Annotated in this window: 22 protein-coding genes; 3 read left to right on the top strand and 19 right to left on the bottom strand. The window is 58.9% G+C overall.

The features are described from left to right. Positions 1-19: 19 nt before the first annotated feature. The 4 genes from I4W09_RS08395 to I4W09_RS08380 all read right to left on the bottom strand — a co-directional run bounded on the left by I4W09_RS08395 (position 20) and on the right by I4W09_RS08380 (position 3,285). Positions 20-478 (bottom strand): hypothetical protein, encoded by a 459-nt coding sequence (locus I4W09_RS08395; RefSeq protein ID WP_196033566.1) that lies wholly within the window; start codon positions 476-478, stop codon positions 20-22. A gap of 252 nt (positions 479-730) precedes the next feature. Then, positions 731-1,204, bottom strand: a complete 474-nt coding sequence (locus tag I4W09_RS08390; RefSeq protein WP_195240944.1) for a NanQ anomerase/TabA/YiaL family protein — start codon at positions 1,202-1,204, stop codon at positions 731-733. A 204-nt stretch (positions 1,205-1,408) separates the two neighbouring features. Further along, on the bottom strand, positions 1,409-2,344 hold the full coding sequence (locus I4W09_RS08385) for a hexose kinase (RefSeq protein WP_196033563.1): 936 nt from the start codon (positions 2,342-2,344) through the stop codon (positions 1,409-1,411). Between the two features lie 59 nt (positions 2,345-2,403). Then, positions 2,404-3,285 (bottom strand): aldose 1-epimerase family protein, encoded by an 882-nt coding sequence (locus I4W09_RS08380; RefSeq protein WP_196033560.1) that lies wholly within the window; start codon positions 3,283-3,285, stop codon positions 2,404-2,406. A 156-nt stretch (positions 3,286-3,441) separates the two neighbouring features. Here I4W09_RS08380 and I4W09_RS08375 point away from each other — a divergent pair, with 156 nt between their 5' ends. Then, positions 3,442-4,026: a flavodoxin domain-containing protein gene (locus tag I4W09_RS08375; protein ID WP_022093846.1), complete on the top strand. Its 585-nt coding sequence runs from the start codon at positions 3,442-3,444 to the stop codon at positions 4,024-4,026. A 75-nt stretch (positions 4,027-4,101) separates the two neighbouring features. On the opposite strand, the gene nagA is transcribed toward I4W09_RS08375, so the two are convergent. From nagA to I4W09_RS08335, 8 genes are all read right to left on the bottom strand, one after another. Continuing rightward, positions 4,102-5,271: an N-acetylglucosamine-6-phosphate deacetylase gene (gene nagA / locus I4W09_RS08370; RefSeq protein WP_196033557.1), complete on the bottom strand. Its 1,170-nt coding sequence runs from the start codon at positions 5,269-5,271 to the stop codon at positions 4,102-4,104. 117 nt (positions 5,272-5,388) lie between these two features. After that, entirely contained in the window at positions 5,389-6,555 is a 1,167-nt protein-coding gene (locus tag I4W09_RS08365; protein ID WP_035137674.1) for an AgaS family sugar isomerase, read from the bottom strand. Between the two features lie 114 nt (positions 6,556-6,669). After that, a complete protein-coding gene (locus I4W09_RS08360) occupies positions 6,670-7,401 on the bottom strand; it encodes a GntR family transcriptional regulator (protein WP_089572401.1) in 732 nt (243 codons plus the stop codon). A 185-nt stretch (positions 7,402-7,586) separates the two neighbouring features. Then, positions 7,587-8,669 (bottom strand): PTS system mannose/fructose/sorbose family transporter subunit IID, encoded by a 1,083-nt coding sequence (locus I4W09_RS08355; protein WP_138374505.1) that lies wholly within the window; start codon positions 8,667-8,669, stop codon positions 7,587-7,589. Further along, on the bottom strand, positions 8,659-9,459 hold the full coding sequence (locus I4W09_RS08350; RefSeq protein ID WP_196033554.1) for a PTS mannose/fructose/sorbose/N-acetylgalactosamine transporter subunit IIC: 801 nt from the start codon (positions 9,457-9,459) through the stop codon (positions 8,659-8,661). Before I4W09_RS08350 ends, I4W09_RS08355 begins: the two co-directional genes overlap by 11 nt. Before the next feature lie 90 nt (positions 9,460-9,549). Beyond that, on the bottom strand, positions 9,550-10,032 hold the full coding sequence (agaV, locus tag I4W09_RS08345; protein WP_022094611.1) for a PTS N-acetylgalactosamine transporter subunit IIB: 483 nt from the start codon (positions 10,030-10,032) through the stop codon (positions 9,550-9,552). A 36-nt stretch (positions 10,033-10,068) separates the two neighbouring features. After that, the gene (gene yajC, locus I4W09_RS08340) at positions 10,069-10,350 is read right to left on the bottom strand and encodes a preprotein translocase subunit YajC (RefSeq protein ID WP_022094612.1); all 282 of its coding nucleotides are present in this window, start codon (positions 10,348-10,350) and stop codon (positions 10,069-10,071) included. Next, entirely contained in the window at positions 10,350-10,793 is a 444-nt protein-coding gene (locus tag I4W09_RS08335; protein WP_035137680.1) for a PTS sugar transporter subunit IIA, read from the bottom strand. Before I4W09_RS08335 ends, yajC begins: the two co-directional genes overlap by 1 nt. 701 nt (positions 10,794-11,494) lie before the next feature. On the opposite strand from I4W09_RS08335, the gene I4W09_RS08330 reads away from it, so the two are divergent. Continuing rightward, the gene (locus tag I4W09_RS08330) at positions 11,495-12,133 is read left to right on the top strand and encodes a DUF2975 domain-containing protein (RefSeq protein ID WP_161156024.1); all 639 of its coding nucleotides are present in this window, start codon (positions 11,495-11,497) and stop codon (positions 12,131-12,133) included. Positions 12,134-12,142: 9 nt separating this feature from the next. Beyond that, positions 12,143-12,382 carry a helix-turn-helix domain-containing protein gene (locus I4W09_RS08325; RefSeq protein WP_118099149.1) on the top strand — a complete coding sequence of 80 codons (240 nt, stop codon included), beginning with the start codon at positions 12,143-12,145 and terminating at the stop codon, positions 12,380-12,382. 107 nt (positions 12,383-12,489) lie between these two features. Here I4W09_RS08325 and I4W09_RS08320 read toward each other — a convergent pair whose 3' ends face one another. The 7 genes from I4W09_RS08320 to hpf all read right to left on the bottom strand — a co-directional run bounded on the left by I4W09_RS08320 (position 12,490) and on the right by hpf (position 18,737). Then, positions 12,490-13,575, bottom strand: a complete 1,086-nt coding sequence (locus tag I4W09_RS08320; RefSeq protein ID WP_196033551.1) for a hypothetical protein — start codon at positions 13,573-13,575, stop codon at positions 12,490-12,492. 126 nt (positions 13,576-13,701) lie between these two features. Continuing rightward, entirely contained in the window at positions 13,702-14,787 is a 1,086-nt protein-coding gene (locus I4W09_RS08315) for an isocitrate/isopropylmalate dehydrogenase family protein (protein WP_022094615.1), read from the bottom strand. A 6-nt stretch (positions 14,788-14,793) separates the two neighbouring features. Continuing rightward, entirely contained in the window at positions 14,794-15,492 is a 699-nt protein-coding gene (locus I4W09_RS08310; RefSeq protein WP_006236252.1) for a hypothetical protein, read from the bottom strand. 15 nt (positions 15,493-15,507) lie between these two features. Continuing rightward, the gene (locus I4W09_RS08305; RefSeq protein ID WP_196033548.1) at positions 15,508-15,936 is read right to left on the bottom strand and encodes a hypothetical protein; all 429 of its coding nucleotides are present in this window, start codon (positions 15,934-15,936) and stop codon (positions 15,508-15,510) included. Between the two features lie 5 nt (positions 15,937-15,941). After that, a complete protein-coding gene (locus tag I4W09_RS08300) occupies positions 15,942-17,021 on the bottom strand; it encodes an NAD(P)-dependent oxidoreductase (protein ID WP_196033544.1) in 1,080 nt (359 codons plus the stop codon). A 98-nt stretch (positions 17,022-17,119) separates the two neighbouring features. After that, on the bottom strand, positions 17,120-18,073 hold the full coding sequence (locus I4W09_RS08295; RefSeq protein WP_196033541.1) for a DegV family protein: 954 nt from the start codon (positions 18,071-18,073) through the stop codon (positions 17,120-17,122). Positions 18,074-18,152: 79 nt separating this feature from the next. Then, positions 18,153-18,737 (bottom strand): ribosome hibernation-promoting factor, HPF/YfiA family, encoded by a 585-nt coding sequence (hpf, locus tag I4W09_RS08290; RefSeq protein ID WP_035137685.1) that lies wholly within the window; start codon positions 18,735-18,737, stop codon positions 18,153-18,155. Positions 18,738-18,742: the final 5 nt, after the last annotated feature.

The following is an 18,742-nucleotide window of genomic DNA, read 5'->3' as shown; positions in this document are numbered from 1 at the left end:
GGGTATCGGGTTCCCACATTCATCCGCACATGTGCGGATGAATGTGGGAGGTGTTCGGATAAAGTTGATAATCAAGGGGAAGATCAAGGCCTTCCACAAGCACGCCCGAATTAAGTCCCTTTCCATCTTGGAATGCTAGAATTTCATTACCTGCAAAATGTGCATCTTGCAGATCGTCCGACACATTTTTAGCAGTTACATTCAAAATCAAAAGCGACTTACTGTGATCAAGCTGCTCTACTCCGCGCTGCGCCCCCGTGATGGTGTACTCAATACCCGATGCTGGGATATCGCCGTTCCCGCCGCTGACATCTTTTTCTTTTCCGGCAGCGTCTGCCTGAGCAGCAGCATAGCCCGCAGCGTAACCATCATCATAGCTCCCCTTCCCGGAGCAAGCGGTAAGGCAAGCAGAACCAGCTGCGAGCCCCAACGCCAAGAAAGCGCGCCTAGGAATTAAGGCGGTTGTGCTGAGTCCCATAAAGAGCTCCCATCAATTAGCTATTTCTCGTATCCACAGCTATTTTAATTATTCTTCAATCCATTTAGCATCAATCGTGTCTCAATAACTGCGTCGTTCAGCCTAATTTGGCCGCTCCAATGAATCCAGCTCAAACAACAAAAGGCCCCGCCAACCGCGGCCTCCCAAACGGGAAACTGCGATCAGCGGGGCCCAAGCGCGCTCCCTCAAGGGATAGCGCTCGCAACACGAACAGCTCAGCCGAGCAGCGCGCTACTCCTCCCAGTAAGCGTCTGCAAGCAGCTTAAAGCAGATCTTCTTGACAGGCTGCGCGCCATCGCCTGGGAACTCGAGCGTGGGCATGTGAGGCTCGCCGGCAACAAACAGCGCAAACTTGTCGTCAGCAAGATCGCCGGCAATCGAGGCGTCGGAATCGACCAGATCGTAGTCGTCCTTCTCGTCAAACTCCTGAACCAGCGTCAGGCTGCCCGTGGCAACCTTAAAGGCCTCGCGACCCTCAATGTCGATCTGCAGGTCGTGATAGCGCTGGTGCGTCTCGTAGTGAGCCTCGGCCTCGGGACGCGTCGTGGGAGCCATGACGTTCGCAAAGACCTTGTCGCCCAGAATCGGATGGCTGCCGACCTCGAGCTCCGCCGGGTCGTTCTCCTCGAGCCAATCGATCAGCACGTCGAGGCCCTTGAGCATTCCGCGGTACTCCTCGATATCGCCTAGTGCACCGTAAATCATCTAAATCCCCTCTCGGATCGTTTCCTTGGCGGCTACTCGGCAAGCGCATTGCCGACGCTGTTGCCGCCCACACACGTCTCGACCAGAGTAAGGTCGGGACTGAACACGACAAAGTCGGCGTCGCGCCCCGGCATAATGCTACTGCACTTGTCGTCGACTCCAACCACAAGCAAACGACCGATGCCGGAGCCACAACACAACCTCTTACAGCTCGGTCACGACAACGCCGTTGTAGACCTCGTCCCAACGATCCATGACCAGATGGCCGGTCATGGGATCCATGGCGTTGAGCTTGCCGCAGGTGTTGGCGGTACGCAGCACCGTCTCGTCGTCTGCGCCAGCAGCGATGGCATGTGCGAAGCCTGCGATGGTGGAGTCACCAGAGCCCGTGGCGTTAACGGCGGGGATATCGGGCGTCTTTGCGCGGAACGCACGGCCATTGTGGAAGCCAACGGAGCCGGCAGCGCCCATGGACACGACGACCCAGGGGATATCGGAGAAGCGGGCATCAGAGGCGAGCGCGGCGCGGAGCTCGTCCACATCGTCGGTGGTAAAGCTCGTGCCCAGAAGGCCGTTGATCTCGGTCAGGTTAGGCTTGACCAGCTCGGGCTTAATCTCGGACTTGAGCGCGGCCTCGAGCGAAGCACCCGAGGTATCGAGCAGCACCTTGGCGCCGGCGTTCTCGGCAATGCCCGTGATCTTGGCATAGTAGTCTGCCTCGACACCGCGGGGCAGAGAACCCGAAATGGTGACAACGTCGGCCTTGGCCGCAAGCTCGGTAAACTTGGCGGTAAAGGCATCGAGCTCCTCGGGGGCAATTGTCGGGCCGCTCTCGAGCAGCTCGGTCTGGTTGCCGGCGTGGAGAATGTTAAGGCAAATGCGAGTCTCGCCCTTGATGGGCACAAAGTCGTTGTTAATACCGTTGGCGTCCATGAGCTCAGCCATGTAGGCGCCCATGTGGCCGCCGAGCAGACCGGTTGCCACAACGTCGTCGCCCAGCTGACCCAGCACACGGGCCACGTTGAGGCCCTTGCCGCCGGCGGTCTTTTCGGGCGTCACACGGTTGACGTCGTCGATAATGAGCTCATCGAGCTGATAGCGCGTATCGACAGACGGGTTCATCGTAACGGTGAGGATCATTTTTAGCTCCTTATCTCGCAGGCTCCTTATGCCTCGCGATACGAGTCGACAAAACGGAATTACAGAATCTCAATCGTGAACGAGCGAACGACGGTCTCCTTGGGCTTGGCGACAAGGCAGCCGCGCTTATGCTCAAGCACGTCGTCCTCATCGGAGCAGGTCGAAAGGCCGCCCCAGGGCTCAACTGCCACAAAATCGCCCTCGGGCTTGCTCCACACAATGAGGTACGGGAAGCCCTCAAAGCTCAGGCGAACGCCCTTGTCCTCGCCCTTTTTGGAAAGCGTAATCCGACGGCTCTCGAGCACGTCAAAGATGGTCTCCGCAAAATCGAAGAGCTCATGCGACAGGGGCAGCGTCTTTCCCACCATGGGGTTCTTGGAGCGGTTAGCTACATCAATCAATCCGGTCGAGGGAACGGCGGTGCAGAGCTCCGCAGCCTCGTCTTTCTCAAAACGCAACTCGTAGTCCGTATAGGACTCACCCTCGTCGAGCGGACACCTAAAGCCGGGGTGTCCACCGATAAAGAAAGGCATGTCCTCGGTGCCCTCGTTGGTAACCTCATAGGAGACACGCACGGCGGCGTCCTCGAGCGTATAGCGGGCGACAAGTTTAAACGGATACGGATAATCGCTCAGCAGCGCGGCGTTATCCTCGGATGCCAGGCACATAGCCAGCTCGTTTGTGCTTTGGCTCAACAGCTTCCACTCCTGCTTGCGCGCAAAGCCGTGGCGGGCGAGCTTCACATGATGTCCGGCAAACGTCATGGCGCTGTTATCGCGCAAACCTCCGCAAATCGGGAAGCAAATCGGTGCCTGGCCGGACCACACGGCGGGATCGCCCTGCCACAAGTACTCGCGACCTCCAGCCTCAATCGAGGTAAACGAGCCGCCGGCCGTGGAGACCTTGATAGAAATCGAATCGTTGGAGAGAGCGTATTCCATTGTCCATCCTTTCGAACAACTGCTTTTTGCTCGCAAGAACCCGTCTCGGCCCTGACCAAAGGACAAACCCGCACGTTCATCGATGCGTCCGGTTTCCCAGGCATGCAACGGGGTACCATACAGACATTGATGCAATTACAGCTGAAAGGCCTTCTTATGCGAACCATCATCCTTTATGCCTCACGCCACCACGGCAATACGAAAAAGCTCGTGGACGCCATCGTCGAGGCGCACCCCGAAATCGATACCCTCGACGTGAAGTCACTCGGTAAAAACGAGTACCCCGACCTGCACGAATACCATCTGATCGGCGTCGCCACGGGCATTTATTACTCCGAGATCGACAAAGATATGGCGCGCGTGCTCACGAACGTGCTGCAGCCGCAGGACAAGGTGTTTGGCCTTATGACCTACGGTGGCAAAAACAAGTGGTACGGCAAGGATATCGATGGCATCTGCCGCATGAGGCAGGCCATCTTTATGGGTGTCTACGGCTGCCCCGGATTTGACACATGGGGTCCGTTCAAGATTACCGGCGGCGTCCAGAAGGGACACCCGACCGCTGAGGAAATTAAGGGCGCCGTCGACTTCTTCGACAAGATCGAAGACGAGTATGGCGACATCATCGTCGAAGAGTACGCCAAGCGCGAGAAGCGTCTAGCATACGAAAAGGAGCATCCCGCGGGGGGTCTTGTGGCCGGCGTCAAGCGCACGGCAAAGAAGATCGCTAACAAGCTGTAACTGTTAAGGTGCTTTTGAGCGTTTAACCCATACGGCGGGTCCGAGCAGATTCGGGCCCGCCGTCTTTTTCTATCGTTACTCGGTAAAGGCGTTGCCGACGCTCTGACCGCCAACATACGTCTCGACGAGGGTGAGCTCATGGTCGAACACGACAAAGTCGGCGTCGCGACCCGGCATGATGCTGCCGCACTTATCCTCGATGTGCGCGGAGCGTGCCGGCACGTCAGTTGCCATGCGAATGGCGATATCGGAGCTGGCGATGCCCCAGTCGACGATGTTCTTGACGCCCTGGGCAAGCGTGAGCACCGAGCCGGCAATGCTCTTGCCGTCGGCGAGCCAGCACAGGTTGTCCTTCATGATGACGTCCATGCCGCCACTGGTGTAGCTGCCCTCGGGCATGCCGCCGCAACCCAGGCAGTCGGTGATGAGTACCGTGTGCTGCCAGCCCTTTGCCTGCAGCAGCGCCTTGATGGCGGCAGGGTTTACGTGCTTGCCGTCACAGATGATCTCGGCGTAGGTCTCGGGCGTAGACATGGCAGCACCCACGACACCGGGCTCACGGTGATGCAGACCGCGCTGGCCGTTATAGGTATGCGTAAAGCAGCTGGCACCGGCATTGATAGCGGCGATGCACTCATCGTAGGTGGCGTCGGAGTGACCGATGCTGGTCACCACGCCCTTGGCGTTCAGAGCAGCCGCATAAGCAGCGGCACCGTCGCGCTCGGCGGCCATGGCGCTCTTAACGATGCGACCGCCCGCAGCCTCCTGCCACTGGTCGAAAACCTCCTCGGAGGGGTCAATCAGGTAAGCGGGGTTCTGCGCGCCCACGTGCTTCATGGTAAAGAAGGGGCCCTCCAGGTAGATGCCCTGAATGCGGGCACCGCAGAAGTCGGGGCCGCGGCCCTCGTCCGCCTTGGCGATAGCAGCGCAGGCGTCCTTGATCTGTTCGACGCCATCGGTGAACGTCGTGGGCAGCCAGCTGGTGGTACCGCGACGGGCGAGCTCGGTTGAGCTGATATCGATGCCCTCGGGATCGTTATCGGTAGTTGAGTGGTTGTAGAAGCCATGGATGTGAGTATCGACCATACCCGGTGCGATCCACGATCCCGTGTAGTCCTTAATCTCGCAAGAGGGCTCGTCGGCCTGCCAGGCGCCAAAAACGCCATCCTCGACCATAAGATAGCCGCCCAGTTGCGGGCCTGCCGGCAAGAAGAACTTGTCAGCCTTAATTGCGTACGTGCTCATATGCACTCCTCGCTTCTAAAGCAGTTGACTGTGGTAATGCTTATACCCAGCTCACGTAAAACAAAAAGCGCCCGCCCGCCGTTATGAGCGGACGGGCGCCCTTACAGGGGGACGCGATTAAGCGGTGAAGGGGTGAATCGTCACGCCCTTAACCACGCGGTTGACCGTGCCGGTGGGGCTCGGCGTATCGGGCGTGTTGCCCACGCGGACGGAGTTGAGCAGGCTGATAGCCTGGGCAAACATCACGAACGGCAGAGCAAGGTAACCCTCGGGAAGTGCCTCGTAGCCCTTAAAGGTGAAGGACTCACCCTCATAGACGGTGGCACCTTCCTGCTGAACGGCGATGGTGTGCTGAGCGATCTCGTCGCCACCGATCTCGTTGAGGATGTCGATGTCGTACTGACGGGTGTAGGCGTCGTTGTTGACGAACACGAAGACGAGCGTCTTATCGTCGACGAAGGACTTAGGTCCGTGACGATAGCCCATGGAGGTGTCGTAGGAAGTAGCGACCAGACCGTGAGCGAGCTCGAGGATCTTGAGCTGGCTCTCCTGAGCAAGGCCACCGAAGGAGCCAGAACCCAAGTAGGTCACGCGGTTGAAATCGCCAGCCAGGTAATCGGCGATCTCGGGCTCACGGGAGATGACCTCCTCGCCCATCTTGGCAATCGTCTCGACCCACTCGGCCTTCTGCTCGTCAGAGGCAGTGTCGAAAATAAGGGTGGAGAGCAGGGTCATGCAGGAATAAGAACCGGTCATGGCGAAGCCCTTGTCGTTGGCGCGCGGAATGAGCAGCGTCAGCGCATTGGGATCATCGGCAGACTCGACGGCAAGCTTGCCCTCGGGAGCGCAGGTGATGTTGAGGAACTTGACGTTGTGGACGAGCTCCTTGGCAACGGCAACGGCGGCAAGGCTCTCGGGGCTGTTGCCAGAGCGGGCAAAGGAAACCACGAGCGTGGGATCCTCGGCGCGCAGGAAGTCGCGCGGGGCGCTCACGATGTCGGTCGTGGCGATGGGCTTAAAGTCGTAGAGATCAGTGTTGCCAGCGTGACGCAGGTACGGGGCGCAGGTATCGCCAACGTAGTCGGACGTACCGGCACCGGTGAAGACAACGGACAGACGACCCTCGCCCATAGCGCGAGCCTCGGCCAGGAAGGCCTCGATGGCCTCCTTGTTCTCGCGATAGATGTTGAGCGTATCGCGCCAAAGCTCGGGCTGCTGAGCAATCTCGGCCGTGGTGATCTGGGCGCCGAGCTCGGTGAGCTCCTCGACACTCTTCTCGAACATTTCTAATACCTCTCTCTAGAAGTAATCCTCTGACGTGCAATTATACACTTCGGTTGGTTATCTGGTAGTAACCAGTTAAATGCAAAGAATCACCATATGGAAACGATGCAAACACTAGTTGCTGCGCTGGTGGTAAACCTTGTATTTAAACTGATCGGCACGAGCAACCGAGAGTGTATACTCCACAACCTCGTTTGACTCGTTATACGTAGTCCTGACCAAGTCGAGCACAGGCGAGCCCTCGACAATTCCCAAAAGGTGAGCATCGGTGGGACGGGCTATGCTCGCATAGAACTCCTCTTCGGCCACGCGTATCTTTTGCTGAAAGTCTTGCTCAATCACATCGTAAAGCGGCTTACGCTCTAGCAGTGGTCGCTTTAGGGATAGAAATTGACGAACCGGTAGATAGCTGCGTTCGACCATCATGGGCATGTTGTCGGCAGAACGAAGACGCTTGAGCTTAAAAATGCGATCACCGATACGCAATCCCATATGCTCAGCCAGATTCTTATCGGCCTCCATCTCGCAAAAATCGAGAATCGTGGTCTCGGGGTCGCGACCCATCGCGCGCATCTGCTCGGTAAAGCTGTAGGACTGCATAAGATTGGTTGCCTTTGCCGAGCGGTCGGTCACAAAGGTACCGCGACCGTGCTGCCGAACCACCAGTCCTAAACGCTCCAGTTCCTGCAGAGCCAGGCGTACCGTAGTGCGCGAGAGACCATAGCGCTCCGAAAGTTCGCGCTCGGAAGGAATCATGTCACCGGCGCGATATTCATGGTCAATCTTTTCGGTCAGAATATCGACCAGCTGATCGTACAGCGGTTGCTTACGCGCTCCGATCGCCATCCTATCCTCCTTTTTGCTCGATTTCGGCTAACTACCTAGGGTGTTATGCATTATCTGTCTGCCACACCCGTATCATTAAGAAAACAAAAGCCGCGCGCTCTTTCGAGCACGCGGCTTTTAACATACACATGGCTTAAGGGGTCGGGGTGTGAGCCGCGTAGGGACACACCCCTCAAGCTAGAGCCTTACCAGATGCTCGGCCAGAGACCAAGCGGGCCAGCGCCCAGGATGCCCAGGACGAAGAGCAGCAGAATGCCCTTGGTCGGGGTCCAGCTGTGCTTAGCGAACATGTAGTAAAGCAGCAGCGTAAGCATAAGCGGGACGAGCTTCGGGACGATGGTGTTGAGGGTGTCGGCAACAGAGAAGTTGACCGGATCCTCGGTAACGGTGCCGTAGGTCACGGACTCCATGCCGTTACCCAGATCGGTGACGCCGCACTCGACAGCGTTGCCGTCGGCATCGGAAGCGGTAAGGGCGTTGCCGTCCTTATCGGTCATGGCGATGGTACCGGCCTCAGCGGTCTCGGTATCGATGCCCTCCATACCGGTGAAGTTCTCGGCCTCCTTCTCGGAGACGATCACGGTAGTAGCGGAGAGACCACGGGTGGTGCCGTTGGGGATCTGGAGGTTGATCTGGGTGCCACCCATGGTGACGACCAGGCAACCGACGACGAAGACGCCCATGATGGAAGCGGCACGCGTGAAGGCCTGCATGTTGGCGGTCAGAGCGTCAATAGCGCTGGTGCCAAGCTTGTAGGACCAGTTCATGAGCCAGAAGCGCAGAGCGAACTGGACAGCGTTGAAGATCACCAGGAAGATGATCGGCGCAGCAGCGTTGCCGTTGATGGCCATGTTGGAGGTAATGCCGGCCGTGATAGGCACGAGCGTCAGCCAGAACAGAGCGTCACCAATACCACCGAGCGGGCCCATTGCGGCGACGCGGACGGCGCGGATCGTGGGGATGTCAACCTTGTTCTGCTCGAGCGAAAGCACGATGCCCATAACAAAGGTGACGAGGAACGGGTGGGTGTTGAAGAACTCCAGGTTGTGGCTCATGGAAGCCGCGAGGTCGTTCTTGTTGGTGTGGATCTTCTCCAGACCGGGGATGATGGAGTAGAGCCAGCCAGCGGCCTGCATGCGCTCGTAGTTGAACGATGCCTGCAGGAAGCAGGAGCGCCAAGCCATCTTGTTGAGGGTCTTCTGGTCGAGCTGCGGAGCAGGAGTGAGATCCTCGTAGTGCTCCGGGATCACATACTCATTAGATGCCATCTTCGAAGTCACCTCCGTCAGAAACAGCTGCACCCTTCAGCTCGGTCTGCTGCTGGAAGTCCCAGAAAGCGATGCCGAAGCCGATGAGAGCGAGGATGAGCAGAGCAGGGGTTGCCAGCGAATCGTTGGCAACGGTGATGAGCGCGAGGCCAAAGCCCATGAGGAAGAAGCCCCACATATCGCGGTTCATCATAACCTTGAGCAGGACGGCGAAGCCGACGAAGCGCATCATGCCGCCTGCAGCGGACAGACCGGTCTGCAGCCAAGTCGGGATGGCGGAAGCGATGGTCTGACCAATGGTAGCGCCAGCGATGAAGAACAGGGTGACGACGACAGCGAAGATCAGGCCGAGCAGAGCCATGGCGAAGTAGTTCAGGCGCTCGATGCCCTTGGTGTCCGCGTTGTGAGCCATGTTATCGGCCGTGGACATAAGCGGGGACATAAGCGTGAAGACCAGGGTAACGCCAAGCTGGCCAAGCAGAGCGAACGGAATGGCGAGGCCGACTGCCGCGTTGGGCTCGAGGTCCGTGGCGATAGCGAGAATGGCTGCCATGATGCCGCCGATGACGGCGTTAGGCGGCTGAGCGCCTCCGATCGGCATGTTGCCGATCGTCATGAGCTGATAGGTACCACCCACGAGAAGACCGGTGTTGAGGTCGCCAAGGATAAGACCGATGACGGCGCCGGTGACGATGGGCTGATAGAGAGACTCGAGGAAGTCAAACTGGTCGATTGCCGCGATGAACGTGACGACGAAGACCAGAGCGATCTGGATGATCGAGTATTCCATCTTGCTCCTCCTTTCAAAATGTATGTACGCACTTTGGATTTCACGTACAGAACGTCAGGGTTTCACTCCTGACAACGTGGATCACGAGGATTACGAGAAGAGCTTGCTCGTGTCCTCAACAGGCGTGCTCGGAACGCGCCTGATCTCCAACTCCACCCCCAATTCCTGCAGCTCTTTAAACGCAGCGACATCCTCGTCGTTAACTGCGACGGAGGTGGCGACTTGGCGCTTTCCTTCCGACATGTGCATGTTGCCGATGTTTACCTTCTTTATAGGCACACCGCCCTTGACGAGCGTAAGCACGTCTTCCGGTGTTTCGGCCACGATGAAGATCTTCTGGCGCGGGCTCGCCTTGCCAATGACGTCGATGGTCTTCTGCAGAGAGAAGAAACGCGTAGCGACGCCGGCGGGAGCGGCCATCTTCATGAGGTTCTGGCGCATGGTGTTGGACGCCACGTCGTCGTTGGCGACGAGGATGAGGTTGGAGCCCAGGGTGGAGTTCCACTGGGTGGCAACCTGACCATGAACCAGTCGGTTATCGATGCGGGTAAGAAGAATGTTGGGTTCTGCCATGTTGATCAGCTTCCTTTCGTTATTTGCTGACGACAGTTACTTGATCTCCTGAATCGCGTAACGCGAAACATCTACGACGGCTCCGGATCGGACTTTGATCTGGACCTTCTCGCCTTCGATGCCTTTGACGGTTCCGTAGATACCGCCGGCGAAAAGAACCTCTTGACCCGGCTTGAGCTCGGTGTGCAGCTCCTTGAAGTACTTCTGCTTCTTCTTCATGTTGATTTGCGACCAGATGGTGTAAATCAAGCCCATGATGACAAGCAGGCCTAAAAGGGCGACCGAGGAGCTCAGGACGTTGGCTCCGAAATCGGCCATTAGATGCCGTCCTCGTCGCCGAAGATATCCTCTTCCTCGGAGCCGGCAACGGATGCGACCGTCTGGGCGGTGACGCCCGTCTGGCCAACGGTCACGGCCTGCTCGCCAAGCTCGGCGAGCGTGGCATTGCCGCGGAGGAACAGAAGCTCAATAACCATGGGAAGGTTGGTGCCAGTCAGAACCTCGACGTTGTCGACATCCTGGGCAATCATCATCGACTGGTTGAACGGGGTGCCGCCAAGCAGGTCGGTAAAGACGAGCACGCCATCGCACTCCTCGCGCATGGCGGTAATAGCGGCGCGGAGATCCTCACCGTAGGATGCGGCCTGGTCGCCCTCAAAAGGAACGACGGTAAAAGCAGGCTGGTCGCCGGCAACCATAGCGATAGCGCTTGCAAGGCCGGGTGCGAACTGTCCATGACCGGTAAGAATAAAGCCAACCATTCAAATTTCCCTTCCGAAGGTGTGTACAATCTGAGTCCGATGATTTTCGGAAGCCAGCGGGCGCTCGCCCTTAAAGCTTCTTAGAAAGCCTTCTTTGAAGACCAGTGGTTTCTAAACTGGTAGTAACCACGTGACGTGTTGTTGTCACTATATCACCCCAAAAGAGGTCGCTTTCGTTGATTCATACGGTAAAACGTTTTTGCACCGCTCACGGTGATAAATCGACCGTTTACCGGTCGTTAACACTTCTACCTGCGGTTTTGAAACCGTTTCGAAATGTTTTGGCAAAAGATCGAATCTTTTCCTGTGTCTAAACAACGCAGGGCGGCTAAAAATAGCGTGTAGAAAAATTGCAGGTCATTGTGAAGATATGTGAATTGGTCTTTTTGACTTAATACCAGTTAGAACCAGTTTTGAGATTATCGGTGAACGGTAGTTTTCGACCGTTCACCGGTTACTTGCAATCGTTTGCAGTTGTTTTCCCAGATGAATTAGGGAACCCGATGAAGCACTTGTGCGATCATAGGAAGTTTTGGCATTTATCCTCATCCCCCGCGCGCCAAACTCCGGCATCCAAAACGAGCTAATAGCTCACGCTAATCGTTTTCAATCATTACTTGCTCAGTATCCGTAATTATTTATCGTTTATCGTTAATTCTGATAAGATACAAGTATCATCCAAAACGCCGATTGGAGGGGTTATGGTCCATCGAAACGCGTCTTTATCGAATGAAACCATCAGCCGCGAACAGACGGTAGCCAAACTGAGGAAGCTCGCTCGCATCTGCAAATGGGCCACGATCTGCATTACCACCGCGCTCGCTCTGGGGCTCCTCGCAGTCATTGCGATTGACCTTCTACTCATATTGCCTGGCCTCTCCCAAGGCTCGTGTCTCCAATCCGTAGAACTTCAAGCCGGCGAAGGGCCGTGCCTTGCTATCGTCGGTACCGATGCGCAGGCCCCACTTATGCTCGTCGCACACGATGGTCACACTGCCATAGGGAGCCTCTTGATGACATGCCTCGCGCTTACCATCGCGATAAGCGTGCGCAGGCTTTTCTTCAACATTGAAAAGGAAGGCAGGCCCTTTGACCTTGAATGTAACCAGACACTTCGTCGAGTAGGACATTTATTCCTTATCGGCGGCGTTGCCGTGAGGCTTCTTGGCGCCGTAATCACGGGAATGATACTCTCGGGATTTGGCGGCAGCTTTACCGATGCGTTCGTCGGCCAGTTATTCGAGCCCTCCATGCTCTTTGCAGGCCTGATTATTTGCCTGATTGCCAGCATCTTCCGCTACGGGTATATCCTGCAAAAACAAGATGACGAGTTGCTCTAGGGGGAATCCATGATTATTCTGCGGCTCGACCGCATGCTTGCCGAACGCAAGATCTCATCCAAAGAGCTTGCGGAACGCGTGGGTATCTCCCAGGTCAATATGTCGCGCATCAAGACGGGCAAGGTTTCTGCCGTGCGCTTTTCAACTCTTGACGCGATATGCCGGGCACTCGACTGCCAACCGGGCGATGTGCTGGAATATATGCCTGACGATGAAGCCGATAATCTTTTTGGACTTAAAGATTCATAGGCATAATTTAGCCACCAGCGCCTAAACGCAAATAGCCCGCCAGAACGATGCGTTCTAGCGGGCTCAATCAGATATTTCGACTTCGCGCTCGAAAGCTCGGGCAAGCCTTACGCAAACAGGCCGTAGATGCTGATGTTGGCCTTGGCGTAGAGACCGTTAGCATACTCGGTCCACTTGGAGCTGGCGCTCGAAGCCTGCGAAGAGTACTGCTGGTAGGCGGTGTAATAGGCGGTCATGGCCTGCTTATAGGTTGCGCTATCGGCCGTAAAGGCATCGTCGGCGAACGCCTTAGCATAGGTGCTGTCGGCGTCCTTCCAGGTGCCCTTTGAGCTATCCCACTCATCGCCGGCAAGGTTGATGATGTAGTCGGCGTAGTCCTTGCTCGCGGTCTCCTCGTTGCCGTCAGCAGGCTCGGTCGGGGCGGTCGGCATGCTTGCGGAGCTATCGCCCACCTTCTTCTTGTAGAGCTTCTGCAGCGTCGCGGACTGGCGGACGATCTGCTTGGCCTGGTCCTTGGAAACACCGTACTGCGTGGCCATGGTCTTGTAGTCGGAGGTGCCGATGGAATCCTCGGCGTACTGCTTCATTTCCTTGGAAGAAACGGTAATGCCCTCGTCCTCGGCAGCGTCCAGCAGAATCTGGTTGCGCACGTAGGACAGGATAACGTCGGCAGACGGAGCGGTGTAGTTGCCATCGCTATCCTTGACGGTGTCGAGGCTGTACTGGCTCTCGATGGCCTCACGCACGGTGATGTCGCTCTTCTTGCCGTTGTAGCTATAGCTTGCCACGGTCGAATCGAGCTGGTCCTCGGTCAGGGTCGCCGAGCCGACGCCCTTGCCGCCAAAGCCGCCATCGCCAATAAAGAAGCCGACCACCGCAGCGATCACGACTGCGACCACGAAGGCGGCGATCATCGTCTTCTTGTGCTTGGATGCATGGTCGTCCGCATCGGAGTCGTCGTCCTCGTCCTGCTCCTCGGGCATAAGGTTCTCGTCGGCGGCGTCGGCGGCGATCTTTGCCTCCAGGCGAGCGTCCTCCTCCTCGGCAGTCGTGCCGGCGGCGATATGTTCGGCAGACGTGCCGGCGACCAGGTCGATCTTCTCGTCCTCATCACCGTCGGGGCCTTCGCCGCGCTCGATGATCTGGATGCCGTCGATCTCGTCCTTCTCGTCCTTCTTTTGAATCAGACCCATATCAGTTACTCCTTGTTAGGAAACATAGTCCTCAATAGAATACGCCCGACAGAGCGCCGGGCGTATTGATTCTTAGGTTATACGCAAACACTTAAGTACTATTTAGGCGTTTGCAGCGTGCATACCTTAGGCCAGGTGCGCGATAACGGCATCGGCAAAGGCCTGCGTGCCCACGGCGCCCTCAACGGAGCCGGTCTGGGCACGGCGCACGTCACCGGTGACTTGCTCGCCCTCGTCGAGCGTGGCAGAGACGGCGGCGCGAATGCGATTGGCAGCGTCGTTCTCGCCCAGGTGATCGAGCATCATCGCAGCAGAGAGGATCTCGGCCGTGGGGTTGGCAATATCCTGGCCCGCGATATCGGGCGCGGAGCCGTGCGTTGCCTCGAAGATGGCGCAGTCGGCACCGATGTTGGAGCCGGGGGCCATGCCTAAGCCGCCCACCAGGCCGGCGCACAGGTCGCTCACGATATCGCCGTACAGGTTGGGCAGCACCAGGACATCGAAGTCGTTGGGGTTCTGGACCAGACCCATGCAGGTGGCGTCGACGATCTTGTCGTTGAACTCGATATCGGGATAGTTGGCGGCCACCTCGCGCGCCACGCGCAGGAACAGGCCGTCGGTCGCCTTCATGATGTTGGCCTTATGCACGGCCGTCACCTTTTTGCGGCCGCAGCGGCGGGCATACTCAAAGGCATACTCCACAATGCGGCGGCTCTTGGCGATGGAGATCGGCTTGATTGAAATGGCGGAATCAGCGGCGAAGGTCTTCTGACCCGAGCGCTCGACAAGCTGCGAGAGCTCCTCAACCTCGGCAGCGCCCTCATCGAACTCGATGCCGGCGTAGAGGTCCTCGGTGTTCTCGCGCACGATGACCAGGTCGACGTCGCGGAAGCGCGAGCCGTCGCCCGGCTGCGACAGGCAGGGGCGCACGCAGGCGTACAGGTCGAAGTGCTTGCGCAGTGCCACGTTGACGCTGCGGAAACCCGTGCCGACCGGCGTGGTGATGGGCCCCTTGATGGCAACCTTGGTCTCGGCAACCGCGTCGAGCACGTGCTGGGGAAGCGGCGTGCCAAACTCGTCCATGACGCCGGCGCCGGCCTCCTGGACGTTCCAGTTGATCTGGACACCGGTGGCCTCGACCACGCGGCGCATGGCCTGCGTAATCTCGGGACCGATACCGTCACCGGGAATCAGGACTACATCGTGCGCCATAATCTGTTACTCCTCGTCTTCGGCGTCGTCAGATTTTTTAACGCTAGCACGCTTCTTCTTTTTGGAGAGATCCAGGCCAAAACGTTTAACAAGCATTTCGCAAATCTCGCTCGAACGGGCCTTGAGATAGCTGCCCTTGCCGTTCTCGGCGTCGAACTTAAGGCGCAGCGCGAGCTTCTCGGCGACCTCGGCGTCAATCTCGCCCTGGCCAAACTCGTACAGGCAACCGAGCATATCGCGATACTCGAGGTCGCCGTGGTAGCACTGGATGGCCTCGTCCAGGATGGGCCAAGCCTCGCGCGAGCGCTCGACGCTCGTGGCGCCCCACACGCACAGCAGACGGAAGGCGGCATAGCGCAGCGTGGAGGAAATCTCGTCGAACAGCGCGGTCTCGGCGCCCTCAAAGGCATCGCCCAGCTGCTCGGGGCAGGTGGTGGCGAGCGCCGCCAGGGCATCGAGGGCCTCCCAGCGGGTCTGAGCCTCGGGGCGGTCGAGTGCCTCGATCAGCGCGGGCACGCAGGGCACGACGCGCTGTGGATCGCGCTCGGCGAGCAGGTGCAGCACGCGGGCGGCAAACTGGCGGATACGGCGCGTGGGGCAGCCGAGCTCCTTGACCAGACGGTCGACGGCGTTCTCGTTCTCCTCTGCCAGCTGAAGCTGTGCCAGCTCCTCATCGGTGAGCTGTTCTTCCTTGTTTTCTGCCATAGTTACCTCTTCTTACTATTTCTTAGCGTGCTTGCCAGCACCCTTGCTGTCATCGGTGACCGAGATGAGCTGTCGGTCGGCCGCGCCATTGTGACGCGCGCGGCGGCGCTCCTCGGCGTCGCCTGCATCGGCGGCGGCGCGGTGTGCCTTGTTGACGTTAAAGACCTCGTCGTGCTTGCGCCACGGGCCGACGGACTCGCCAAAGCTCATCTTAAGGCCGGCGATAAAGCCGCCGAGCCAGCCGATCGGCGCAAACTGCACCAGCGGGAACAGCGAGAACACCCAGGTTAGCAGGACGACTGCCGCCGCACCTACAAAATTGGCGATCCAGTAGTCGCGTTTGGTGATGACGCGCTTTTCGCACGCCCACTGGCCGCACAAAAAGCCGATGTAGATCGCAAAGAGAAAGAGCACCAGCGCAAGCACCACGAACGTCCAGCTCATGGTCGCTACTCCTCGTGATGGTGGCCGCAGCAGCACTCGTGGCCGTCGTCATGGCCGTGGCCGCCGCAGCACTCGTGGTCCTCGCCGTGGTGGTGGCCGCAACCGCACTCGTGGTCGTCGCCGTGCTCGCCGCAACCGCAGCCGTCCTCGTGGGCACCATGCTCCTCGGGGCGATACTGCGACCAGTCCAGACCGGCGGCGATGGCGTCGGCCTCCTCCTTGTAGAGTACCGTGATGGCCTGGGTGCCCAGCTTGGCGCCACCGATGGCGTCGAGCATATCGTAGAGCGTAAAGGCCACGTCGGCACCGGGCAGCGCGAGCTCGCGATCGTCGGCGTAAGCGAGCGCCAGGCGCAGGTCCTTAATGAAGTGCTCGACCATAAAACCGGGCTTGTAGTCGCCGTCGAGCGCCTTGGGCGCCAGGCTCTCCATGGCGCCGGACTTGCCGGTGCCGCCCAGGATCATCTGGCGGGTCTTCTCCAGGTCAAGACCGCTCAGCTCGGCAAATGCCATGGCGTCCGCCATGCCGACCATGCAGGCGCCCAGCGACACCTGGTTGGCGAGTTTGGCAGCCTGGCCCTTGCCGGCGCCATCGAAGCAGCAGATGTTGGCCGCAAAGGTGGAAAGGATATCGCGGACCGGCGCGATGTCGTTCTCGGTAGCGCCCACGATGGCCGTGAGCGTACCGGCGATAGCGCCCGACTCGCCGCCGGTGACGGGGCAGTCAAACGCCATGCGACCAGAAACCTGGGCGGCCTCGGCAATGTCACGGGCAAGCTCGGGCGAGCTCGTGGTGAGGTCGATCAAGACCGCACCCGGCTTGGTGCACGCGAGCAGGCCGTCGCCCGCCAGGTAGAGTGCCTCGACCTCGGAGGGATAGCCCACCATGGTAAAGACGACATCGGCGTTCGCCGCGGCATCGGCCGGCGTATCTGCCCAGACGGCGCCACGCTCGATAAGCGCCGCCGCCTTGGACTTGGTGCGGTTGTTGACCGTGACGGGATAGCCGGCGTCCAGAATGTGGCCGGCGATGGGGGCACCCATGATTCCGGTGCCAATGAATGCGACGGAGAGCTTGTTTGCCATGAAACCTTTCCTTTTGGGTTGGGTGTTGTTACCAGGTTGAATACTCGGTGCCAGCGTTTGGGCTGTGAGTCGAGGGCGATTACGGACGCAGCGCTTGCCTACTGACCGCGCACGCGGCGGGCGATACGGTCGGAAAGCGACGCCTTGTCGGCGCGGTTCTTACCCCAAAACGCGCAGCCCACCATGCCGGGGCCCACGTGCGAGCCGATGGTGGGACCCACGGAGCCGCGAATGATCGTGACGTCGGCGCAACCCTCCTCCTTGCGGATGGCGGCTTCGAGCCAGTCACCATCCTTTTCGGCATCGGCCGTCATGATGGCGATGGGCATGGTGCGATCGGGCACGTAGTTCTCGCGGAACGACTTGAGAATGGACTTGAGCGCCTTCTTGCGGCCGCGGTTGACGCCGATCAGCGACAGCGAGCCGGCCAGGTCGTAGGAGAGCTCGGGCTTGACGTCGAGCTTTGCCGTGAGCTGCGCCGCCGCGGGCGGAATGCGGCCGCCGGCAGCCAGTGCGTCGAAGCTCTCGAGCGTAAAGTAGCCGTGCACGTAGGTCTTGGCCTCGTTTGCCCAATCGACCAGCTGCGTGGCGGTCAGTCCCGCCGAACGCTGGCGCACGGCCTCGAGCGCCAAGAGCGCGCCGGTCGCGCAGGGCAGAGCGTTGTCGACCACGTAGAGCTCAAAGTTGGGATACTCGGCACGCACGGCGTCCGCCGCCTGGCACGCGGAGTTGTAGCTCGACGACAGCGCCGAGGTAAAGCACAGGTAGACCGTGGGCGTGCCCTCTTTGGCGCACTCGGTAAAGAACTCGATATAGCGACCGAGCGACACAGCCGAGGTGGACACGCGGGCACCGGCGCGCATGCGGTCGTAGAACTCCTTGGGTGTGATGCTCGACCAGATGTCATCCGTGCGCTCCTCGCCATCGATAATGAAGGGGAAACCCAGGATATCGACATCAAGGTTCGCGGCGACCTCGGGGCTAAAGTCGCAGCAGGTATCGACGACGATGCGGCAACGGTTCGAATGACCGGCGGATGCGGCCTTGTCCATCAAAGCGACTCCTTACGTAAAAAGGCGGCCACCCGCATGGGATGGCCGCCAACCGTTAACTCATGCAAGTTAACGTATTTTACTCGTCAAGTGTTTCGATGCGGGGCTTGATGATGCCATATCCACCATTCTTACGGTGATACACCACATTGATGAGGCCAGTCGTCGCGTTCTCGAACACGTAGAAGTCGTGGCCGAGCAGATCGGTCTGCACCAGCGCCTGCTCCTCAGTCATCGGGGTGACATCGATGACCTTCTCGCGGACGAGCAGGTCGTCCTCCTCCTCGGGCAGCAGCAGGTCGGCCAGATCCTCGACGCGCTCGACCGGCGCGACATCCGCTGCGCTGGCACCGCCCTGGCGGTTGTCCACGACCTTGGTCTTGAACTTGCGCAGCTGGCGGGTGACCTTATCGGCGGAGAGGTCGATGGCGGCGTACATATCTGCACCGTGCTCGGCAACGCGGATCACCGAACCGCGGGCACGAACCGTAACCTCGACGATTGCCGGGTTGGGGTTCGAGGGGTTCTTCTCATAGCGAAGTACAACGTCGACTGTCATGGGCTCGATGTCGAAAACCTTGAGCGCCTCGCCGATCTTCTCATCCACATGCGCACGCAGAGCATCGGTTACCGTCGTCTTGCGTCCAGAAACCTTGATATCCATACGTG

Source organism: Collinsella aerofaciens (assembly GCF_015670795.1).
Taxonomy (GTDB): domain Bacteria; phylum Actinomycetota; class Coriobacteriia; order Coriobacteriales; family Coriobacteriaceae; genus Collinsella; species Collinsella aerofaciens_Q.
Note: the sequence above shows the minus strand (reverse complement) of the source record. Positions and strands in the feature narration are given on the sequence as shown.

What these genes read in the sequence shown, in the direction of transcription:
- I4W09_RS08395 (WP_196033566.1), bottom strand. Translation starts at nt 478, where the DNA reads ATGGGACTCAGCACAACCGCCTTAATTCCTAGGCGCGCTTTCTTGGCG.
- I4W09_RS08390 (WP_195240944.1), bottom strand. Translation starts at nt 1,204, where the DNA reads ATGATTTACGGTGCACTAGGCGATATCGAGGAGTACCGCGGAATGCTC.
- I4W09_RS08385 (WP_196033563.1), bottom strand. Translation starts at nt 2,344, where the DNA reads ATGATCCTCACCGTTACGATGAACCCGTCTGTCGATACGCGCTATCAG.
- I4W09_RS08380 (WP_196033560.1), bottom strand. Translation starts at nt 3,285, where the DNA reads ATGGAATACGCTCTCTCCAACGATTCGATTTCTATCAAGGTCTCCACG.
- I4W09_RS08375 (WP_022093846.1), top strand. Translation starts at nt 3,442, where the DNA reads ATGCGAACCATCATCCTTTATGCCTCACGCCACCACGGCAATACGAAA.
- nagA (WP_196033557.1), bottom strand. Translation starts at nt 5,271, where the DNA reads ATGAGCACGTACGCAATTAAGGCTGACAAGTTCTTCTTGCCGGCAGGC.
- I4W09_RS08365 (WP_035137674.1), bottom strand. Translation starts at nt 6,555, where the DNA reads ATGTTCGAGAAGAGTGTCGAGGAGCTCACCGAGCTCGGCGCCCAGATC.
- I4W09_RS08360 (WP_089572401.1), bottom strand. Translation starts at nt 7,401, where the DNA reads ATGGCGATCGGAGCGCGTAAGCAACCGCTGTACGATCAGCTGGTCGAT.
- I4W09_RS08355 (WP_138374505.1), bottom strand. Translation starts at nt 8,669, where the DNA reads ATGGCATCTAATGAGTATGTGATCCCGGAGCACTACGAGGATCTCACT.
- I4W09_RS08350 (WP_196033554.1), bottom strand. Translation starts at nt 9,459, where the DNA reads ATGGAATACTCGATCATCCAGATCGCTCTGGTCTTCGTCGTCACGTTC.
- agaV (WP_022094611.1), bottom strand. Translation starts at nt 10,032, where the DNA reads ATGGCAGAACCCAACATTCTTCTTACCCGCATCGATAACCGACTGGTT.
- yajC (WP_022094612.1), bottom strand. Translation starts at nt 10,350, where the DNA reads ATGGCCGATTTCGGAGCCAACGTCCTGAGCTCCTCGGTCGCCCTTTTA.
- I4W09_RS08335 (WP_035137680.1), bottom strand. Translation starts at nt 10,793, where the DNA reads ATGGTTGGCTTTATTCTTACCGGTCATGGACAGTTCGCACCCGGCCTT.
- I4W09_RS08330 (WP_161156024.1), top strand. Translation starts at nt 11,495, where the DNA reads ATGGTCCATCGAAACGCGTCTTTATCGAATGAAACCATCAGCCGCGAA.
- I4W09_RS08325 (WP_118099149.1), top strand. Translation starts at nt 12,143, where the DNA reads ATGATTATTCTGCGGCTCGACCGCATGCTTGCCGAACGCAAGATCTCA.
- I4W09_RS08320 (WP_196033551.1), bottom strand. Translation starts at nt 13,575, where the DNA reads ATGGGTCTGATTCAAAAGAAGGACGAGAAGGACGAGATCGACGGCATC.
- I4W09_RS08315 (WP_022094615.1), bottom strand. Translation starts at nt 14,787, where the DNA reads ATGGCGCACGATGTAGTCCTGATTCCCGGTGACGGTATCGGTCCCGAG.
- I4W09_RS08310 (WP_006236252.1), bottom strand. Translation starts at nt 15,492, where the DNA reads ATGGCAGAAAACAAGGAAGAACAGCTCACCGATGAGGAGCTGGCACAG.
- I4W09_RS08305 (WP_196033548.1), bottom strand. Translation starts at nt 15,936, where the DNA reads ATGAGCTGGACGTTCGTGGTGCTTGCGCTGGTGCTCTTTCTCTTTGCG.
- I4W09_RS08300 (WP_196033544.1), bottom strand. Translation starts at nt 17,021, where the DNA reads ATGGCAAACAAGCTCTCCGTCGCATTCATTGGCACCGGAATCATGGGT.
- I4W09_RS08295 (WP_196033541.1), bottom strand. Translation starts at nt 18,073, where the DNA reads ATGGACAAGGCCGCATCCGCCGGTCATTCGAACCGTTGCCGCATCGTC.
- hpf (WP_035137685.1), bottom strand. Translation starts at nt 18,737, where the DNA reads ATGGATATCAAGGTTTCTGGACGCAAGACGACGGTAACCGATGCTCTG.